The following is a 20040-nucleotide window of genomic DNA, read 5'->3' as shown; positions in this document are numbered from 1 at the left end:
GCCCCGGCCGGCCGGGGCGCAACACGCCATGAAGACGTCCGTTGACCGTGGCGACGCGCTTGTCAGACATCGAACCGCCTGACATGGGGGCTCAATATTCCTTCCAGACCGTGCGGCGGACGTAGTCGGTATAACTGAGGATGATTCGCGCCATCTTTTCGGACACGTTGGGCATTCCGTAATCCGCAACGGGTCGCATGGTGCGCAAGGTTTCGCGCGGCCGTTCGCCCAGCATGGCGAGGCCCTGCAGGATGCGTTCGCGGCCCAGCCCCGTCAGGATGACCGCTGCTTCTTCCATCGCCTCAGGCCGCTCGTGCGCCTCGCGCAGGTTCAACGCCGGAAAACCGAGGATCGAGCTTTCTTCGCTGATCGTGCCGCTGTCCGACAGGACGGCTCGCGCATGGAGTTGCAGCGCGTTGTAGGCCACAAATCCAAACGGCTTCAGCAAGCGGACCAGCGGATCGAAGACGAGGCCAGCTTGCTCGATCCGCTTGCGCGTACGCGGGTGCGTGCTGACGAGGATGGGAAGCCCGTAATCGCTCGCAACCGCGTTCAGTGCATCGTGCAGGCGCCGCAGCTGGCGTTCGGTGTCGACATTCTCTTCACGATGGGCGCTCACCAGGAAATAGCCGTGGCGCGTCACGTCCATCTCGGACAGTGCATCGGACGCCTCGATCTTGGCGCGGTAATGCTCGAGGATCTCGAACATCGGGCTGCCGGTCTTGATGATGCGATCGGCAGGAAAGCCTTCCGCCAGCAGATATTCGCGTGCAATATCCGAATAGGGCAAGTTGATGTCGGCAGTGTGGTCGACAATGCGGCGGTTTATTTCCTCAGGCACGCGCTGGTCGAAGCAGCGATTGCCAGCCTCCATGTGGAAGACGGGGATGCGACGCCGCTTGGCGGGAATCACGGCCATGCAGCTGTTCGTGTCGCCAAGGATCAGCATGGCGTCGGGCTTTTCGATTTCCAGCACGCGATCAACCTCGATGATGACACGACCAATCGTTTCCGCGGCATTGCCACCCGCAACCTCGAGGAAATGATCGGGCCGGCGCAGTTCGAGGTCGCGGAAGAACACCTCGTTGAGCTCGTAATCATAGTTCTGACCGGTATGGACGATTACGTGATCGACCGTGGCGTTAAGCCGCACCATGGTACGCGACAGGCGGATGATCTCGGGCCGCGTCCCGACGACGGTCATGACCTTGAGCTTCTTCATCTGGATACTTTCCGCTGTAGGGATCGAGAAAACCGACTCAGGCAAGGGTACGGTAGATCGCAGCCGTTTCGTGTGCGCACCTGCGCCAAGAGAAGCGTCCGGACTGCTCGCGTCCCGCTTTGCGTAGCGCGTCGGCATGAGTGGGGGACAGTGCGACGCGATCGAGCGCGTCGGCCAAGCTGCCGATATCGCCGGGCTCGCCATATTCGGCTGCGTCGCCACAGACTTCCGGTACCGAGGCCGCGCGCACCGCCACGACCGGGCACCCCGCTGCCATGGCTTCAAGCGGCGGGATGCCGAAGCCTTCATATAGCGAGGGATAGGCGAACAGAATGGCGTCTCGATAAAGCCGGCGCAACGTACTGTCATCAGCCTCGCGCTGGATTACCCGATCGGTAATGCCCAGCCGTGCGGCAAGCGCTGCCTCGGATGGACGCAGCGGACCGTCGCCGACGCAGATCAGGTCGATCCCTTCGGAGGGTAGTCGCGATCGAGCATAAGCTTCGAGCAATCCATCGAAATTCTTGTAGCTGCGGCGGATGCCCAGATAGAGGATGAACGGACGCGGATGCACGCGCGGGCCTTCCGGCGCGGTGGAGAAGTTGGCATCGAAACCAAACAGCACGGTCATCGCCTTGTCCGCGACCTCGGGATAGAAGCGAAGCAGGTCGCGCCGGGTGTGATCGGAAATGCACAAGATCCGATCGGCTCGCGCCAATGCGATCGGCTTGTTGCGCAATGTGCTGTCCGTTGCGTGGAACAGCTCGGGATAGAGCTCGTGAATCATGTCGTAGACGGTCAGCACGACGGGAACGCCGGCAGGGGCTGTCGGCCGTGCGCTGTAATAGGTTTCGTGAACGACCTGTGCACCGAACAAACGGGCAAGAGGCCGGCTTGTGGCACGTCCAATTGCCTTGGCAACGAGTTGACTAGGGCGGCTGAACGGCAGGTGCACGCCCCAGACATCTTGCCGGTCAACGCGGCGCAGTGCATCGGCAACGTACAGTGGGGCCGTAACCTTGGGCACGATGCCGACTTCATGCATATGCGGTATCATGCCTGCGAAACCGCGAGAAATCCCACCCCGCGGCTGATCCGTAAAAATCCAGTGATCGAACGCGACGCGCAAGGGGGGGAGCGGGATAGGCAAGGTCATCGGTCGCAGCCCTCGGACGCGGAGTTGGATGGCCGCAGTATGCGGGCGCGGACGTCATCGAGCACCGTCGCGAGGGTGTTCGCGATCGCATGGCGTGGCCGCCAATCGGTCAAAGCGGCCAGTCGTCGTGTAGCCAGTTCGGCACGGGGAATGTCCGACGGGCGCATCCTTGCCGGATCCGTTTCGATGGCAATGGGTATCGTCGCACGGGCAAGAAGCATGTCGAGCAGAGTGCCTATCGCGACCGGCTGTCCGCTCGCAACGTTGAGGGTGGTACGATAGGGTAGCGCCGGTGAGTTGCTCAGCAGCGTCAGATAAGCGTCGACCACGTCGCGCACATCCATGAAGTCGCGTTCAGCGGACAGATTGCCAACCTGCATGCGCGGCGGCCCGATTCCTGCCTCGGCGCGCGCGATCTGTGCCGCGAAGGACGGCAGCACGAAGCGCTCGTCCTGGCCCGGACCGCTATGGTTGCTTGGGCGAACCACGATCAGCCGGTCATCGGCTCGCAGCACGTCTGCGAGCATCGCCTCTGCAGCCGCTTTGGAGCGCCCGTAAGGCGAGGTGGGGCGTAGCGGCGAGTCTTCCTCGGCCGGGCCGCTTGCGAAGGTGTGTCCGTATACGTCGGCGCTGCTGGCGAAGAGCAGCGTGACGGGACCGGCGCGTTCGACGATCGCCCGGGCAAGCGTGAGCGAGCCCCCTAGATTGACGTCCCACGTCTCTGCCGCCTTGGCACCTGACTGTGCGACCGAGGACAGCGCAGCCAGATGGATGACCAGGTCGGGACGTGCCAGATCAATGATCGCACCGACTTCTTCGGGCGCACGCACATCCATGGGCATCCAGATCGCGTTTCCGAGCACTGGATCCGTATTGCGATCGGAAGCACGGCCACACAGGGTCAGTCGCGCATTAGCCGGCAGCCTATGCGCGAGCGCCTGCACCAGAGCACGTCCGACAAAGCCCCCGGCTCCCGTGACGAGTACCGAGCGGAACCGAAGCGGCGCGTCTGCCATCTTGGATCCTAAAGCGGCATGCTGATAGCGGGTGGCGGACTTGGCTGCGAAAGCCGGGTCATATCGGCATCCACCATCTCGCGGATCATCGCCCCGAGCGAAGTTTCCGGCTCCCAGCCGAGCACCCGACGAGCCTTGCTCGGATCGCCGAGCAGTACGTCCACCTCAGCCGGGCGGAAGAATTCGGGATCGATTACAAGGTGCTCCTCGATATCAAGACCCACATGTTCGAACGCGATCGCACACATATCACGTACGGTGGTGGTGGTGCCCGTGGCGACCACGTAGTCGTCGGCCGCGTCTTGCTGCAGCATGAGCCACATGGCCTTGACGTAGTCACGCGCATGGCCCCAGTCGCGCTTGGCGTCAATATTCCCGAGACGAAGTTCATCAGCGAGGCCAAGTTTGATGCGTGCCACGCCGTCGGTGACCTTACGCGTCACGAACTCGCGACCACGCAGGGGACTTTCGTGATTGAACAAGATGCCTGACGAGGCATGCATTCCAAAGCTCTCGCGGTAATTGACCGTAATCCAGTGGCCATAAAGTTTGGCAACGGCATATGGCGAGCGCGGGTAGAACGGGGTGTCCTCCGACTGTACCGGCTGCTGGATCAGTCCGTACATTTCCGATGAGGATGCCTGGTAGAAGCGCGTATCAGGCTTTGCGATCCGGATCGCCTCAAGCGCATGGCTGACGCCAATCGCGGTGATCTGACCGGTAAGAATGGGCTGATTCCACGAGGTGGCAACGAACGACTGCGCGGCGAGATTGTAGAATTCGTCGGGGCGAACCTCCTGAACCAGGCGGATCAGCGACGCCAAGTCGAGCATGTTCGCGTCATGAAGCCGGACCTGTTCGCGAATGCCCAACCATTCGAGACGATGATCGGCGACGCCGCCATGCGAGGAGCGGCGTACTGCGCCATGAACCTCATACCCTTTGGAGAGCAGGTACTGTGCCAGATAGGCACCGTCCTGACCGGTGATTCCGGTGATGAGTGCGCGCTTTGCCATCTGCGTTCTTTCGTTAAAGGGCTTCTGACTGCCGGGTCAGGACAGGGGGGCAGCGATCGTGTCTGGCCGGGCGGGATCAAAGATCTCGTTGGCCCAGAGCAGCGACACCATGTCGCCTTCACCAATATTGGTCACGTCATGCGCCCAGCCAGGCACCGTTTCGACCACCACCGGGCTGGTACCTGACGTACGGATCTCGTGACGTTCGCCAGTCACCATGTGGCGAAAGCGGAACAGCGCCTCTCCGTGGACGATCAAGAACTTTTCAGTCTTGGTGTGATGATAGTGGCCGCCGCGGGTGACGCCGGAACCTGCGGTGAAATAGGAGAACTGCCCGGCACTTCGCGTCTTGAGCATTTCCGAAAAGGCACCGCGGCTATCGCGGTGACTGACGATTGGATAAGCAAATTCGGCAGGCGGCAGCGTCGCGACATAGGTTGCGTAGAGTGCGCGAACGAGGCCCTGGCCAACTGCACTGATCAGATTGGCGTCACGATCCGTTCGGAATCCATCGATTATGGCTGCGACCTCGCCAACGCTGGTGGAATAGACGGGGGCGATTGCCACGAAGCCAGTGCTGGCGCGGCCCTCGATTGCCTCAACGAAGGCGCCGACCACATCGTCGATATAGACCAGATCAAGCGGGGCTGCCGGATCATGCACGACGATCGGCAATCCGCGCGCGATGTTGTGGCAGAAAGTCGCTACAGCCGAATTATAATTTGGCCGTGCCCATTTGCCGAACACGTTGGGCAAGCGGAAGACATGTACCGGGCTACCGGTCTCGTAGCCGAGCGCAAGCAGCCGTTCCTCCCCCGCCTTTTTGCTGCGACCATAGTCGCTTTCCTCGGTCGCCTTGGCTGATGAGGCGTAGACAATACGGATCGGGCGCCCGGCGCCGCGTACGGCGTCGGCGAGCAGGTCCGCGGTGCCTGCGTTGACGTCCATGAATTCGGCAGGATTTTCCGGACGATTGACCCCCGCGAGATGCACGACGGCGTCGGCTTCGGTCATCGCTGCATGCCAATCGGCGAACGTCGCTGTGCGGGTGAGCGGGATCGTTTGATAGCCGAGCTCCCCGAGCCTCAAGACGAGGTTGCGGCCAATGAAGCCATCAGCCCCCGTAACGACGATCGGGCTGGTCATTCGCCCCCCCCGCCGTTCTCGCCGCGCAGCACCGCCTTCATATAGTCGAGCTGGCGCAGGATCGCGCTCATTTCAGCCTGATCGAGACGGCGCGTATTGTGCGAGTTGAAGTCGTGCGCCTCGCTGATCTCCTTCTCGCCCTCTTCGACAAATTGCGCGTAGTTGAGGTCACGATTGTCTGGTGGTACGCGGTAATAGTCGCCGCGATCCTCTGCGATCGCCATCTCCTCGCGGCTGAGCAGCGTTTCGAACAACTTCTCACCGTGCCGCGTACCAATGATTTTCATCATGTGGTCTGGCCGGCCCATCACCTCCAGAACGGAGCGTGCGAGGCCTTCTATGGTCACTGCGGGTGCCTTCTGGACGAAGAGATCGCCATTCTCACCATGCATGAAGGCATATAGGACGAGGTCGACCGCCTCCATCAGCGTCATGACGAACCGCGTCATCGTGGGATCGGTTATCGTCAGCGGCTCACCCTTACGCACCTGTTCGACGAAAAGGGGGATCACCGAGCCGCGTGACGCAAGGACGTTACCATAACGGGTGCCGGAGATTATCGTATTGGTACCGAGCGCTAGGCGCGACTTGGCCACCATGACCTTTTCCATCAGAGCTTTGGAAATGCCCATCGCATTGATCGGGTAGACGGCCTTATCGGTCGAGAGGCACACGACCCGCGACACCCCGGCTGCAATCGCCGCCTCGAGGAGGTTGTCAGTTCCGATGACATTTGTTTTCACTGCTTCCATCGGATGGAATTCGCAGCTCGGCACCTGCTTCAATGCGGCCGCGTGGAAGATGTAATCAACGCCCTTCACAGCGCTGGCAACCGAGCGCAGGTCGCGGACGTCGCCGATGTAATAGCGCAGTCTGGGATCGCGGTAGCTCAGGCGCTGATCCTCCTGCTTCTTCTCGTCACGGGAAAAAATGCGGATTTCGCGGAACGGTTCGCTGATAAGCCGCCGTAGCACTGTCGAACCGAAAGATCCGGTCCCGCCGGTAATCAGAAGAACCTTGTCATCGAACATAGACAATATTCCCATCGGTCAAATATTTGGGCGGGAGGTGGTCGCGAGGGAGCGCCGCGAGCAGGCCGGGCGGCGCTGTAAGGCGTCGATCCGACGCGATCAATAGCGATCGGCAGCTTCCATGTCCGGCGATGTTGGTCTAAACCGGCATGGCTAAGCTCCCGAGATACTGACCAGCTTTGCTACAAGGCTCATAGGGCCGGGCAAAGGATCAAGGCGGGGGATAAGGCAATATCCGCATATGGTCAGTCGGGTATCAAGTGGAGTCATGATGCTCGTCAATATCGCACGTCCCCTGCTGGCGTTACCGAGGGGATCTAAGCGGGGGATGGCTGCGGCGATCGACTGCGTACTGTGTGCATTAACCGTATGGATAGCATTTTACCTGCGCCTGGGGCATTTCGTTTCACTGGCTGGACGGCCAAGTGTCGCTGTGCTGTTGTCGATCTTGCTTGCGTTGCCTGCCTTCTATGTTGCCGGACTGTACAGGATGGCCTTCCGTTGGGCCGGAACCGAGGTGGTGCCAGCAATCGCGCTAGCCTGCACGGCCTATGGTCTGTGCTATGTTACTCTGATGACCGCGTATGCGTTCGACGATGTTCCGCGTACCATTGGCATTATTCAACCGGTATTACTTTTCGTTGCCATGTGCGGGGTGCGGATCAGCGTTAGCTATGTACTGGGCGGGCATATGCAGCCCCGTTCCGTAGCGGCACTGCGCAGCCGGGTGCTGATCTATGGTGCGGGTTCGTCCGGACGACAACTCGCGGCCGCGATGGGCACAAGCAGAGAGGCGAGGGTGATCGGCTTTCTGGACGACGATATGTCGCTTCGGGGAACCCGGATCAACGGATTACCCGTTCATGCGCCCGGTCGTCTAACGCATCTGATCGAACACAAAGGCGTGACCGACGTTCTGCTGGCGCTCCCCTCGGCGTCGCGCAAGCGTCGCAACGAGATTATCAATGGTCTGCGCGGTCTTGCGATCAGCGTACGCACGTTACCGGGTTTGATGGATCTTGCTCATGGTCGCGTGCAGGCAAGTGACCTACGGGAGCTTACGATCGAGGACTTGCTGAGCCGCGATCCGGTCGGCCCCGAGGAGGGTGTCGTCCGTCGCAAAATCGCTGGACGTACAGTTTTGGTAACTGGCGCAGGCGGCTCCATCGGCAGCGAATTGTGTCGCCAGATCGTTGCCCTGGGTCCTGAACGCATCCTGCTGTTCGAAGCCAACGAGTTTGCGCTATACGCAATCCACCGTAACCTGACTTCGGTGTCCGAGGTGGAGGTCATACCCCTGCTCGGATCGGTACTGGATGATTTTCGGGTCAGCGAGATTCTGCGTACCTGGAAGCCGGAGATGGTGTTCCATGCAGCCGCCTACAAACATGTCCCCCTGGTGGAGCATAACCCGCTGGAGGGCATGCGCAATAACGTCATCGGGACGTTGCGTGTCGCGGAAGCGGCTATGCGTATGGGCGTAAAGAATTTCGTGCTCGTTAGCACTGACAAGGCGGTTCGTCCGACCAACATCATGGGTGCGACCAAGCGGCTTGCTGAGATGGTGTTGCAGGGATTGTCTGCACAACAGACCGGCACATGTTTTTCGATGGTCAGGTTCGGCAATGTGCTGGGATCAAGCGGATCCGTCGTTCCATTGTTTCGTGAACAGATTCGTCAGGGCGGCCCCATCACGCTGACTCATCAGGATGTCACCCGGTATTTCATGACCATCCCGGAGGCAGCGCAGTTGGTTGTGCAGGCAAGTGCAATGGCGACAGGGGGGGAAGTTTTTGTATTGGATATGGGCGAGCCTGTTCGTATCTATGATCTTGCACGCAACATGATAGAACTCTGCGGCCTTACTGTTCGAAATCAAGATCATCCAGATGGCGATATCGAGATCGTCACCGTCGGGATGCGTCCAGGCGAAAAGCTGTACGAAGAATTGCTCATCGGAAACGATCCGCGGCCGACAGAGCACCCGCGGATCATGATGGCCAATGAGCATTACCTGCCGTGGTCGGAGTTGCGGCCAGCGCTCGATCAGATGGACGCATTAGTCGCCAATGGTGACGTCGCCTCGGCGCGCGCACTGCTGCAGAACTTGGTTATCGAATTTGAACCGGCAAGCGACATCGTCGATTGGGTGACATTGCGAGATGCGTCCGTCGCTCCAGGCGACAGGCTTTCTGCCTGAGGTTGGGTGGCGGTGTGGCACGTACCTTACGGTTCTCCCCTTGGCCCTTTGAAGCCGATGGCATAGGTCACCTGACATAATGCGCGCACCTTCCTATCGATCGTTGTTCCGGCCTAGCCTTGCCTGGGTGTCACTGTGCCTGTTGTTCGCCGTGATGGTGGTGGCCGGAGGGGCTTCTCGCGGTGACGTTGCGGGGCAGTTGGTCGTGCGGGCCGTGTGCTGGGGATTGTTGATCGTTGTGATTGTGGTGGGGGACAGGCCAACCCTCAACACCGCACGTCCCGTGGCGCTCCTGCTGCTCGCTGCGACCGTATTGACGGTGCTTCAACTGATACCTTTGCCTCCGGCGCTATGGAGCGCGTTGCCAGGCCGCGATATTCTGCTTCAAGCGGCGACGCTCAGCGGTCAGCCTCAACCTTGGCGGCCTTGGTCAATCGTGCCGGACGCAACGTTCAACGCGCTTCAATCATTGGTGGTGCCTGCGACAACGCTTCTCCTGCTGTGCAGCATCAGGCCCGCCGAGCGAGCTTGGCTGCCAGGATTGTTGTTGTGCGTCGTGCTCATCTCAGCAATCTTCGGCGTGCTTCAGCTGACGGGTGCAGGTTTGGGTAACCCGCTGATCAATGACACTCCGGGCGTTATCAGCGGATCGTTTGCTAACCGCAATCACTATGCGTTGTTTCTTGCGCTCGGCTGCCTGTTGATACCTGGCTGGGTTTTTGCCAATGGCAGGCGCGCCAGTTGGCGTGTGCCGACAGGATTGGGTTTACTGCTACTGTTTTCGCTGATGATCTTGGCGACGGGATCACGTGCCGGCATTGGGATAGGGATCCTGGCCATAGTCGCAGCCGTAGTGCTGGCTTGGCAAGATATCGGACGTAATCTTCGGCGTACGCGGCCTTGGGTACGCCCGGCGCTGATCACCGGCATCGTCACGCTGGTACTTGCGTTCGTGGCAATCAGTGTCGCGGCAGATCGTGCAACGTCTATCAGTCGTATATTTGCTGTGGACCCCGGGCAGGATATGCGTGGCAAAGCCCTGCCGACGGTGCTCTCGATGATCTCGGAGTATTTCCCGGTGGGTTCGGGGTTGGGCGGCTTCGATCCGATCTTCCGGATGCACGAACCTTTTGGTTTGCTGAAGCTTACGTATTTCAATCACGCGCACAACGATTTCCTGGAGGTTGCCCTTGATGCGGGTTTGCCAGGTCTTGTGTTGATGATTGCGGCGCTGGGCTGGTGGGGATGGGCGAGTGCTCGCGCATGGCGCCGCCAGGCTGCTCCGTCACTGCTGTCCCGGTCGGGTTCGGCAAGTGTGTTGCTGCTCATCCTGGGAAGCATTATCGATTATCCATTGCGTACGCCGATGATGATGGCCGTCCTTATGGTTGCGGCCGTTTGGCTGACCGGGCATTCGTCGGACACCCATCCGTCAGCTTTACCGAACGGGCGCTAGTGCCTATAGCCGGCTGTCTTTCCACACCGCCCGGGCCCTACCAAGCGCATGCGTAAATTTTGTATCGCCTTCCTTCTTGCGACTGCTTTGGCGGCGTGCGGAGGGAGAGTACCGCTGGAATCGACCGATCGCCTGACTGTGGTCAAGGATAGTGCAGGACTGCCCGCACCGGCTCGCAGGGATCTGACTGCAGCCGATCGTCCATCTTTAATCGGACCTTTGGACACCATCGAAGTCGACGTGTTCGGCATTCCTGACTTGGGTCGGGAGGCACAGGTCGATGCGAGTGGCCGGATCTCGATCCCGCTGGCCGGTACCATCGATGCCCGCGGCAAAACCTCGGAAGAGTTGGCGCGGAGCATAGAGGCGGCGCTTCGGGCTCGGTACGTCCGTAATCCGCAGGTGACGGTCAACATCAAGAGCTCGGTCAGCCAGGTCGTCACTGTCGATGGGCAGGTCGTCGAACCAGGTCTGTATCCTGTGACCAATCAGATGACCCTGATGCGATCAATCGCGTCTGCTAAGGGCTTTTCCGAATTCGCAAAGTCGAACGAGGTTGTTATCCTGAGGACCGTCGATGGGCGCAAGATGGCTGGCCTGTACGATGTTGAGGCGATCCGACGCGGAATGTATGATGACCCGCCCATCTACGCTAACGACGTGATTGTGGTAGGGGACTCTCCGCAGCGCAGACTTTTCCGCGACTTTGTAGCATTGAGCCCGATCATCGCGGCTCCGCTGATCGCGATCTTGAACTAGAGCCAGCAGCTATGAACCTGATTACACCCAACCCCAGGGGCGGTGCTTCCGTCGCACCGCTCATCGGTAATGGCTCCATAGTCGCGAACTCGGGTGAGGCCGCAGCGATCCCGTTGATCCGTCAATATATGCGGATAGCGATCCGCTGGCGGTACGTCATTATCGGTGTGACAGTCGGATGTGTCCTGCTCGGCATGGTCATCACGCTACTGATGACGCCGAAATACTCGGCGGTGACGACGATCGAGATTTCACGCGAGGCGGACAAGGTGACGTCGTATCAAGGCGTCGAGCGTGAGACGAGCGTCTCGGATCAGGAATTCTACCAAACTCAATACGGGCTTCTCCGGTCGCGCTCGCTGTCCGAACGTGTTGCCGTGCAGCTCAAGGCGGTGGACGATCCCAAGTTCTTCGAACTGTTCAGAGTCCACAGCAACGATCCAGCATTTCAGCTCACTAATGGGCGTTATCCGGTCGCTGGGCGCGAAACGCGGCAGCGGGTCGCCGGAGAGCTGCTGCTCGATCACCTCGATGTGGCGCCGACCCGTCTGTCACGGCTCGTCGATATCGAGTTCACCAGTCCCGATCCCGCCTTTTCGGCCAAGGTCGCCAATCTCTGGGCCGACAGCTTCATTCAGACCAACTTAGAGCGTAAAATTCAGGCGACGTCCTATGGGCGTAACCTGCTTCAACGACAGCTGTCGCAGTTCAAGGATCGACTTGATGAATCGCAGCGCCAGCTGGTTGCTTACGCTTCGCAGCAGCGGATCATCAACCTGCCGGGACAGTCTGGGAGCGACGGACGGACGACATCAGAGCGTCCCCTTGTTGTCGATGACCTTGCATCGCTAAATACCGCATTATCGCAAGCTGTTACCGATCGTATTCAGGCGCAGGCGCGTTACGAGGCGGCAGGTCGGTCCGGTGCTTCGACAGAGGCGCTGCGCAATCAGGCGATCAATAACCTTCGCGAGAAGCGCGCCGAGCTTGCAGCTGAATATCAACGCCTGATGACGCAGTTTGAACCAGGCTATCCCGCTGCGCGTGCCATCAAATCGCAGATGGATCAAATTGACCAGTCGATCGTACGTGAAGAAGGACGTGTCTCGGGCTCGTTCCTCGCCGACTATCGGCAGGCACAAGAGCGTGAGCGTGCGCTGCAAGCCAAGGTCGACCAGTTGAAAACCAACTATCTCGACCTGCGTCGCCGAAGCATTCAGTACAACATCTATCAGCAAGAGGTTGATACCAACCGCTCATTGTACGACGGCTTGTTGCAACGGTTCAAGGAGATCGGCGTTGCTGGCGGAGTCGGCGTCAACAATATCTCGATCGTCGACGCAGCCGATGTGCCACAGCGGCCTTCCAGCCCGCGCCTTGCGATCAATCTGGCGCTCGCACTGATGGCGGGTCTGGGGCTTGGTGCGTTGGTTGCGTTCGCACTTGAACAGCTTGATGAGGCGATCGCCGATCCGGCCGAAGTCGAGCGGAGGCTGGGCCTTCCCCTTCTCGGATCGGTGCCCAAGCTCGACAGCGGTACGCCTCGCGAGGCGCTGCTCGATCGCAAATCGGATATGGTCGACGCGTATCTTGCGGTGCAAACCAACCTTGGCTTTACGACAGAACATGGTGTGCCGCGTTCGTTTGCGGTAACCTCGACGCGCCCGGCCGAAGGTAAGTCAACGACGGCCCTTGCTCTGGCAACGACGCTGGCGCGTGCACACAAGAAGGTCATATTGGTTGACGGCGATATGCGCTCACCCTCTGTGCATCATCTTGGGGGGGTCAGTCACGATCATGGCCTGAGTAATTTCCTCACCGGGCAGGACGAGATCACGCCGTTGACGTTCGAAATGTCGGATCTTGGTTTTACGGCGATGTCTGCGGGGCCGATCCCGCCCAATGCGGCAGAGCTGCTTACCGGCGGTCGGCTGCCGCTTCTCATTGCGCGTTTGCTCGAAACCTATGACCATGTGGTGATCGACTCACCGCCTGTGATGGGGTTGGCCGATGCACCGCTTATCGCGAGCCGCGTTGAGGGCGTTATCTATGCAGTCGAATCCCACGGGATCCGCTCCAGCGTGGTGAGGACCGCATTGGGCCGGCTTATCAGCGCCAACGCACGTGTGCTCGGTGGCGTGTTGACCAAATTCGAAGCCCGGAAGGCGCATTACGGCTATGGCTACGAATATGGCTATGGCTATGGGCGTGAGAAGGCCAAGGGCTAATGTCGCGTAAACGGCCTTCTCATGGTCGGTCCGGCGCGGAGTGGATAATCCGCGGCACCTTAGCGCTGCTCGCGCTCCCAATGGGTTTCTGGAGTATCTCCTCCACCCTTGGAAGCACGCTGGCCACCAGCGAACCGGCGCGTGCAGCTCAGCTTGCTCCGGGGAATGGTCGAATTGAGGGTCTGCTGGCGCAACAGCTCGTCACTGCGAATACGACGCTGGGCGGACGTGCGAGAGCGGAGCGCCTCGCTCAAAAGGCTTTGCGCCACGATGCCACGTCAGTGGGGGCTGTCGTCGCGCTCGGCTTGGGTGCGGAACTCGCCGAGGACCATGCCAAGGCGCGACTGCTGTTCGCGTATTCCGAACGGCTGTCGCGTCGCAATCTGCCTACGCAGCTATGGGCCGTTGAGGATGCGGTAGGGCGGGGCGATATTCCGGATGCGCTGCGCCATTATGACATAGCGCTGCGTACGTCCAAGGTGGCGCAGGAAGTCATGTTTCCTGTTCTCGCATCGGCACTCGGAGAGGCCAGTATCCGCTCTGCGCTGGTTCGCACACTGGCTCATAGACCAGGATGGTGGAGTGATTTCGTCGATTACGTGGCCTTGAATGGGTCTGATCTGCCAAATAGCGGCCGTTTCTTTCTGGCGTTGCGGAAGGCCGGGATAGCCGTACCGGCGGCCGACGAGGCGGCTGTAACGAACGGGTTGCTGAAGCGACAGATGATCTCTGAAGCCTGGGAGTTTTACGCCGCCACTCATCCAGGTGCCGAACGATCCAAGTCGCGCGACTCCGAATTCAGGAACGATGTCGACAGTCCGACGGGGTTCGATTGGAATACGGTGGCGGACGGTGGAATTGATGCGACTATCCGCCCCAATGACGGCATGCTGGACTTTTCAGTCCCGGCAAGCATCGGGGGTGTTATCGTCCAGCAGGTGCAAGTGCTCCCGGCTGGTAAGTATTTGCTGACCGGACGTAGTGCGAAAATCGATCAGACTGAGGGCGCCCGGCCATATTGGATGCTAAGCTGCGTGAATGGGCGCGAGCTTGGGCGTTTGGAATTGCCAAATTCGGATAATCAACAAGGCCGCTTCTCGGGGCAATTTATTGTGCCCCAGGATTGTCCGGTGCAAGCTCTGGCGTTGATTGCTCGTCCTTCGGATGCCGTAGGGGGAGGGAATGGTCAAATCCGGCAGGTGTTGCTTCATCCTATGTGATCAGATGGTAGAGGCGATCGTCACGTGATGCCGAAAGTACAGGGGATCATTTCCGTGCGCACGTCACCACATCCACGCCTAACGCGTAGTCGTCTTGCCAAAGCTGGTTTCGGGATATTGGTCATCAGCCTGGCGTGACGACGCGCTTTCCCGTCGCGTCGGATCGGTTCCGGTTTGTCCTTGTCGCCCCGCAGCATCCGCCTGTTTATAGGCCCTGCTGGCGGATCCGGTGTCTGCCCTTTGATAGGCGGATACGGGATCAGAAGATGCGTCGACCCGAAATCGTTCGATTCTGGTCTGCAGACGACTATTAACGCGATTGTTGATGCGGTTGTTGTAGCGGCGCATGTTTGTCGCAGCCGTAGGATCGCTCGGGGCGTTCAAGCGAGCGCCATAAGCTTCGACCGTATCCTGCGTAGTGCGTGTGGTCTGTGCACCGGCTGCCGAGCTGACGAGAGACGTAAGTGCCAACAGCACAGGGCAAACGATTTTCATGCACTATGAATATCACAACCAACCGCCGCAGCCAAAGACCTCGTCCGGATCTGTGCTCGCTACGTCCGATAACAATGATTCTCGGACACAGCGCTGGCGTAGTGCGAAGCGCCATGCCAGACGGTGGCATGGCCGGCATCTCACCCCTGGAATCGATCGACATCGCGGAAGACCACGGTCAGCTCGCCGTTTCGGGTCATCCGACCCTGCCGGCGATCCTCGACGAGAAGATCGAGCGGGCGGCGGCCTATGCCAAGGCGGCCCGATCGGCCGCGACACGCCGCGCCTATGACTCGGATTGGGCGATCTTCACCGCCTGGTGCGAAGGCCATGGCCTCGCCGCCTTGCCGGCAACGCCGGAGATCGTGCTGGTCTTCGCGAGCGACCAGGCGACCGGCGGCCTCAACCCCGCAACGATCAACCGACGGATCGCCGCGATCGGTCATCATCATCGCGCGCACGGCTATCCGGCACCGACGGCGATGCCGAGCGCCGGGCGGCTTGCCGAGGTACTCGCTGGGATACGCGCGGAGCATGGTCACGCCAGAAAGCGCAAGGCGCCGGCGGATGCATCGGCGCTGAGGGACATGTTGGGGACGATTGCCGGCGACGGGTTACGTGCCGCGCGCGACCGCGCGATCCTGGCGCTGGGCATGGCGGCCGCGCTGCGCCGGTCGGAGCTCGTCGCGCTGCAGGTCGGCGACGTCGCACTGGTGCCGGAAGGTCTGCGGCTGACGATCACCCGGTCGAAGACCGACCGCATTGGCACCGGTGCGGTGATCGCCATTCCCGAAGGCCGACGCATTCGCCCCAAGGCGCTGCTGCTCGCCTGGATGGCCGCGGCCGGACATCAGGATGGTCCGCTGTTCCGGCGGCTGTCGCGAGGCGACGCGCTCACCGAGGCAGCGATGTCGGACCGCGCGATCGCGCGGCTGGTGCAGGATCGCGCGGCCGCGGCGGGTTACGACCCCAGTCTGTACGGCGGCCATTCCCTGCGCGCCGGCTTCCTGACTGAGGGGGCCGCACAGGGGGCGACGATCTTCAAGCTACAGGAGGTCAGCCGGCATAAATCGGTGCAGATCCTGTCCGACTACGTCCGCAATGCCGAGCTGTTCAAGGATCATGCCGGCGAGCGTTTCCTGTAATCCGATGGTCGATGAGCATACATGTCGACAAACCGACATGTATGTAAAACACGGTGTCGATATATTGGCATGTCGTTAGCGGCTTCTCCTTATGAGTTGGTCTTGTCCCGGCCGAGATACCGCAGCAGCGCCTCGGGTTCGTCGGTCTGGATCATCGAGATGCCGCCGGCGATCATCCGGCCCCATATCGCCTGCGGGTCGCGCAGCGCGTCGACGTCGCCGCCCATGCCGCGGACGAAGCCGTCCCACAGGCTGTTGCACCACAGCCGCCGGCGCTGCCGCTTCGCCTCGGCCGCGACGCCGGGCAGCTGCGCCGCATCTATCCGCGGCAGTTCGTAGCCGAGCGGGCGCCGCGCGCCGTCGTCCTGGCGGCGCATCACCGCAGCCAGGTCGCTGCCCGCCGTGTCAGAGGCGCTGAGGATCGGCATGAACGGCACCCGGTCGTAGGGCGGCAGGGCGGCGAGCGGCGGGTCGCCGATGCCGGCGGCATTCTTGACGATGACGCGTCCCGCCGCGCTTGCCCGCTGGGTGGCGGCAACAACCTCGGCATAGATGGCGTCCTTGACGTCGAGGTTGAGGACGATCCGCCCGCGCGCCTGCGCCAGCATCTCGTTGAGGGTCGGCACCTGCGCGTCGGTCAGCGTCGCCCCCGCCCCGCCCTCATTGTCGCGCAGGTGCAGCGCGCGCACCGCGGCCAGCGTCAGGTTGGCGACCTTGCCGTGACCATCGGTGGTGCGGTCGACGGTCGCGTCGTGAAGGACGACGAGGTGTCCGTCGCGGGTGCGGCGGACGTCGAGTTCCATCACATCGACGCCGAGCGCGACGCATTGGTCGAGCGCGGCGGGCGAATTCTCCGGCACGCTGGCGAGGCCGTGGCGCGGCGCCGGATTGTGGCAGCCGCGATGCGCGACGACGATCGGACCGCCATCGGGATCGGCGATGCGGCGGGCGATCGCCGCGGCACGATCGCCGGGCACGGCAGCGGGGGCAGGCTGGGCGAGCGCCAGCACGAACATGAGCAAGGACATGGGTTACCTCTCAGAATTTCGGGGTGATGCGCAGGCCGAGCCAGAAGGTCGTCGGCACCGAGTAGCTGTCCTTGAGCAGATTCACGCCCGGCCCGGTCAGGCTGGTGATGCGATGGTGCGTGACGTTGCCGATCTGGCCGATCAGGCTGACCGCCGGGTTGACGCGATAGGTGGCGGACAGATCGACTTGGCTGCGTGGCGCCCAATAGAGATCCTGCCAGCTGATGTTGCTGATCACCGTGCGCAGGGCGCGGCCCTGGCGATTGTAGGCGGCGCGCAGTTCCAGCCCGCCGGTGTTGTAGAAGACGGTGACATTGGCGGTATAATCGGGCTGGCCGACCAGCCGGTCGAGCGTGCGCGATGCGATCGTCGTCGCGCTCGGCGAATAGGGCACGGTCAGCCGGCCGCGCAGCAACGCGACGTTGCCGGCGATGCCGAAGCCGGCCAGCAGCGGCGCGACCGGGCGCAATGTGTTGAGGATCAGCGACCCTTCCAGCCCGCGGACGCGCGCCCCGGCGGCATTGGCCGGCGTGCTGACCGCGGCATTGGCGTAGGTGGTGCCGTCGAAGGTGAACGGCGTGACGTTGGTCAGCGTGAATATCTCATTCTCGATCCGCTTGTTGAAGGCGGCGAGCGACAGCTGGCCGTCGAACGGCGCGATCCGGAGGTCGGCCGCCAGGTCGAGGTTGTTCGACACCCGCGGGCGGATGTCGGGATTGCCGATCGTCACGGTGACGCCGACCGCATCGGGATTGCCCTGGTCGTTCGGGTTGACGAAGCTGATCGAGGTGCGCGCCGCATAGGCGTCATAGGGCGGCCGGCCGAGCGTGCGGCTGGCGCCGGCGCGCAGGTCGATCGTCGGCGTCGCGTGGAAGGTCAGCACCGTCGACGGCAGCAGATAGTGATAGGCCGAACCGGTCGGCCGGTCGACATAGACATAGGCGGCGCGCGCCTTGTCATACTGGCGCTGGCGGCCGACGGTGGATTGCGTCGTGTCGTCATAGTGCAGCCCAGCCTGGACGTTCAGCCGCTCGCCGCGCCAGCTCATCAGCGCATAGGCGCCGAACAGCTTTTCGCGGTGGGTGAAATCGTCCTGGTTGCTGAAGCTCAGCTGGTCGGTGGCGTTATAGGCGCTGCGCGGCGCCGCCTCGACCTGCGCGCGTGCCTTGGCCGGGTCGATCGCGAACAGGTTGAGGCCGAGATAGGGCATGATCGCATTGGACGGGCCGAGCACGTCGGCCATCTTCAGCCCCGGCGCGGTGGCGTTGGGCTGATATTCGGTGCGGCCGATGTCGAAGCGCGGCCGGTCGTCGGTATAGCTCAGGCCGACGGCGAAGCCGGCGCCGCGATCGTCGAACCCCTGGTTGAGGCCATAGTCGAGCCGGCCGGTGGCGATCCGGTCGCCCGCCCGGCGCACGTAATCGCTCGCCGGCCGCCAGTAGAGCAGGCTGTAATTGGCGAGATCGTTGTATGCCGCGGCGCTGATCGGGAAGCGCTGGTCGAGGCCCGACGTGTCGTAGGTGAAGCCGTATTCGCCGGTCGCGTTGATCGTCGCGCCGCTGCCGGTCGTGGTCGTCGCCACCGCCGCGGGGCGGGTGATGTTGGTGGCATATTTGACCATGAAGATCGGCTCGACATAGGTCGCGTTGGAGATCGACGCGCGGCCGCTGAGCAGCTGGCCGGTGCCCGGGCGCCAGTTGAAGCCGGCCTGGCCGACGCGGGTGCGCGCGGTGGTGATCTGGTTGGCATAGCCGACCTCGACGTCGCCGCCCGGATAGGTGCCGGAGGTCGCGGTCTGGTTGAAGACGCGGTTGCGGTTGCGCGGATCGATGATGATCTCGTTGCGCTCCATATTGTCGCGGAACACGTAATAGCCGCCGGTGGCGAAGACGTCGAAACCGTCGTCGACCCGCGCCTCCAGCTTGCCGGTGATGCCGAACCGGTCGCGGCGGTTCATCACGTACCAATATTTGTCCTGCTGCGGCACCGCATAGCCGTTGCCGAGGTTGCTGCCGCTCTGCAGCACGCCCTTGGCGTCGTAGGAACCGTAATGGACCGTGTCGGTGGTCATATGGGTTTCGGTGTAGCTCGACAGCGTCTGGTAATTGGCCGACAGCGTCGCGCCGAACTGATGCGCCGCGCCAAACGTCGTGCTGCCCGTCGCAATCAGCCGATAGCCCGGATCGCGCTGGTCGCGCGGCTTGCCGGTGTCGCCGGCATGGCCGAGCGAGGCCTCCATCGTGAAGAACGGCTTGCCGCCCTGGGCGAAGGCCGAGCGCGTCTTGAGATTGATCGCGCCGCCCGTCGCATTGGGGTCGAGATCGGCGGAGAAGGTCTTCACCACCTGGATCTCGCTGACCATCGACGCGGGCAGGATGTCGAGCCGGACGCCGCGGGTGATCGAGCCCAGGGTGCCGTTGGGCGTGCCCGGCGAGGCGATCGTCAGCCCGTCGATGGTGACGTTGTTGTAGCTCGGTCCCAGCCCGCGCAGCACCGGCGTCGCCGCCTCGTCGCGGGGATGTTCGTTGTCGGTCGCCGGCAGCACCGACAGGCCGGGGACGCGGCGCAGCGCCTCGACGATCGTCGTGTCGGGCAGCGCGCGCACGTCGGTGGCGCTGACCACGTCGACGATGTTGGTGGCGCGGCGCTTGCTCTCGATCGCGGCGGCATTGGCGCGGCGGATGCCGGTGACGACGATGTCGCCCTCCGCATGACGCGGCGCGTCGGCATCGTCCTGGTTCTGTTCCGGCGCCGCGGGCGGCTGCGTCTGCGTCTGCGCAAAGGCGGCCTGCGCGCCAAGGATGAGGGCGAGCGCGGTGCTCGCCCGGACGATGATGGTCATGCTGATTCCCCCGTCCGTTATGGACGGAGGCGCGGCTAGGTCGGGTCGATGACGGTTTTAATTCGTTTCTTGAAAATAAA

15 protein-coding genes are annotated in these 20040 nt (G+C 61.9%); 6 read left to right on the top strand and 9 right to left on the bottom strand.

Features of this window, described 5'->3' with window-relative positions; translation table 11 throughout:
- Positions 1–91: 91 nt before the first annotated feature.
- The 6 genes from wecB to ACU5AX_RS19520 are packed head-to-tail and all read right to left on the bottom strand — an operon-like array spanning position 92 to position 6587.
- The gene (gene wecB, locus ACU5AX_RS19545; protein ID WP_446692229.1) at positions 92–1222 is read right to left on the bottom strand and encodes a non-hydrolyzing UDP-N-acetylglucosamine 2-epimerase; all 1131 of its coding nucleotides are present in this window, start codon (positions 1220–1222) and stop codon (positions 92–94) included.
- A gap of 37 nt (positions 1223–1259) precedes the next feature.
- Positions 1260–2351: a glycosyltransferase family 4 protein gene (locus tag ACU5AX_RS19540; RefSeq protein ID WP_446692228.1), complete on the bottom strand. Its 1092-nt coding sequence runs from the start codon at positions 2349–2351 to the stop codon at positions 1260–1262.
- A gap of 23 nt (positions 2352–2374) precedes the next feature.
- Positions 2375–3394: an NAD-dependent epimerase/dehydratase family protein gene (locus ACU5AX_RS19535; RefSeq protein ID WP_446692227.1), complete on the bottom strand. Its 1020-nt coding sequence runs from the start codon at positions 3392–3394 to the stop codon at positions 2375–2377.
- An 8-nt stretch (positions 3395–3402) separates the two neighbouring features.
- A complete protein-coding gene (gene gmd / locus ACU5AX_RS19530; protein WP_446692226.1) occupies positions 3403–4410 on the bottom strand; it encodes a GDP-mannose 4,6-dehydratase in 1008 nt (335 codons plus the stop codon).
- 36 nt (positions 4411–4446) lie between these two features.
- Positions 4447–5556 carry a UDP-2-acetamido-2,6-beta-L-arabino-hexul-4-ose reductase gene (gene wbjC, locus ACU5AX_RS19525; RefSeq protein ID WP_446692225.1) on the bottom strand — a complete coding sequence of 370 codons (1110 nt, stop codon included), beginning with the start codon at positions 5554–5556 and terminating at the stop codon, positions 4447–4449.
- Positions 5553–6587: a polysaccharide biosynthesis protein gene (locus tag ACU5AX_RS19520; RefSeq protein ID WP_446692224.1), complete on the bottom strand. Its 1035-nt coding sequence runs from the start codon at positions 6585–6587 to the stop codon at positions 5553–5555. Before ACU5AX_RS19520 ends, wbjC begins: the two co-directional genes overlap by 4 nt.
- Positions 6588–6855: 268 nt before the next feature.
- Between ACU5AX_RS19520 and ACU5AX_RS19515 the strand changes: the two genes are divergently transcribed.
- The 5 genes from ACU5AX_RS19515 (at position 6856) to ACU5AX_RS19495 (ending at position 14450) form a co-directional block, all read left to right on the top strand.
- A complete protein-coding gene (locus tag ACU5AX_RS19515; RefSeq protein WP_446692223.1) occupies positions 6856–8787 on the top strand; it encodes a polysaccharide biosynthesis protein in 1932 nt (643 codons plus the stop codon).
- A 127-nt stretch (positions 8788–8914) separates the two neighbouring features.
- The gene (locus ACU5AX_RS19510; RefSeq protein ID WP_446692222.1) at positions 8915–10243 is read left to right on the top strand and encodes an O-antigen ligase family protein; all 1329 of its coding nucleotides are present in this window, start codon (positions 8915–8917) and stop codon (positions 10241–10243) included.
- A gap of 138 nt (positions 10244–10381) precedes the next feature.
- Positions 10382–11002, top strand: coding sequence for a polysaccharide biosynthesis/export family protein (locus tag ACU5AX_RS19505; RefSeq protein WP_446692231.1), 621 nt, complete (start codon positions 10382–10384; stop codon positions 11000–11002).
- Between the two features lie 11 nt (positions 11003–11013).
- Positions 11014–13230, top strand: a complete 2217-nt coding sequence (locus ACU5AX_RS19500) for a GumC family protein (RefSeq protein ID WP_446692221.1) — start codon at positions 11014–11016, stop codon at positions 13228–13230.
- Between the two features lie 80 nt (positions 13231–13310).
- Entirely contained in the window at positions 13311–14450 is a 1140-nt protein-coding gene (locus ACU5AX_RS19495) for a hypothetical protein (RefSeq protein ID WP_446692220.1), read from the top strand.
- Between the two features lie 78 nt (positions 14451–14528).
- Here the strand turns inward: ACU5AX_RS19495 and ACU5AX_RS19490 are convergent, their stop codons facing one another.
- Positions 14529–14798: a hypothetical protein gene (locus ACU5AX_RS19490; RefSeq protein WP_446692219.1), complete on the bottom strand. Its 270-nt coding sequence runs from the start codon at positions 14796–14798 to the stop codon at positions 14529–14531.
- A 275-nt stretch (positions 14799–15073) separates the two neighbouring features.
- Between ACU5AX_RS19490 and ACU5AX_RS19485 the strand changes: the two genes are divergently transcribed.
- On the top strand, positions 15074–16090 hold the full coding sequence (locus ACU5AX_RS19485) for a site-specific integrase (protein WP_446692218.1): 1017 nt from the start codon (positions 15074–15076) through the stop codon (positions 16088–16090).
- An 89-nt stretch (positions 16091–16179) separates the two neighbouring features.
- Here the strand turns inward: ACU5AX_RS19485 and ACU5AX_RS19480 are convergent, their stop codons facing one another.
- A complete protein-coding gene (locus ACU5AX_RS19480) occupies positions 16180–17118 on the bottom strand; it encodes a glycerophosphodiester phosphodiesterase family protein (protein ID WP_446692217.1) in 939 nt (312 codons plus the stop codon).
- A gap of 10 nt (positions 17119–17128) precedes the next feature.
- Positions 17129–19960: a TonB-dependent receptor gene (locus ACU5AX_RS19475; protein WP_446692216.1), complete on the bottom strand. Its 2832-nt coding sequence runs from the start codon at positions 19958–19960 to the stop codon at positions 17129–17131.
- Positions 19961–20040: the final 80 nt, after the last annotated feature.

Source organism: Sphingomonas benefaciens (assembly GCF_052907485.1).
The sequence above is the reverse complement of the archived record's forward strand: the minus strand, read 5'-3'. Positions and strand labels throughout refer to the sequence as shown.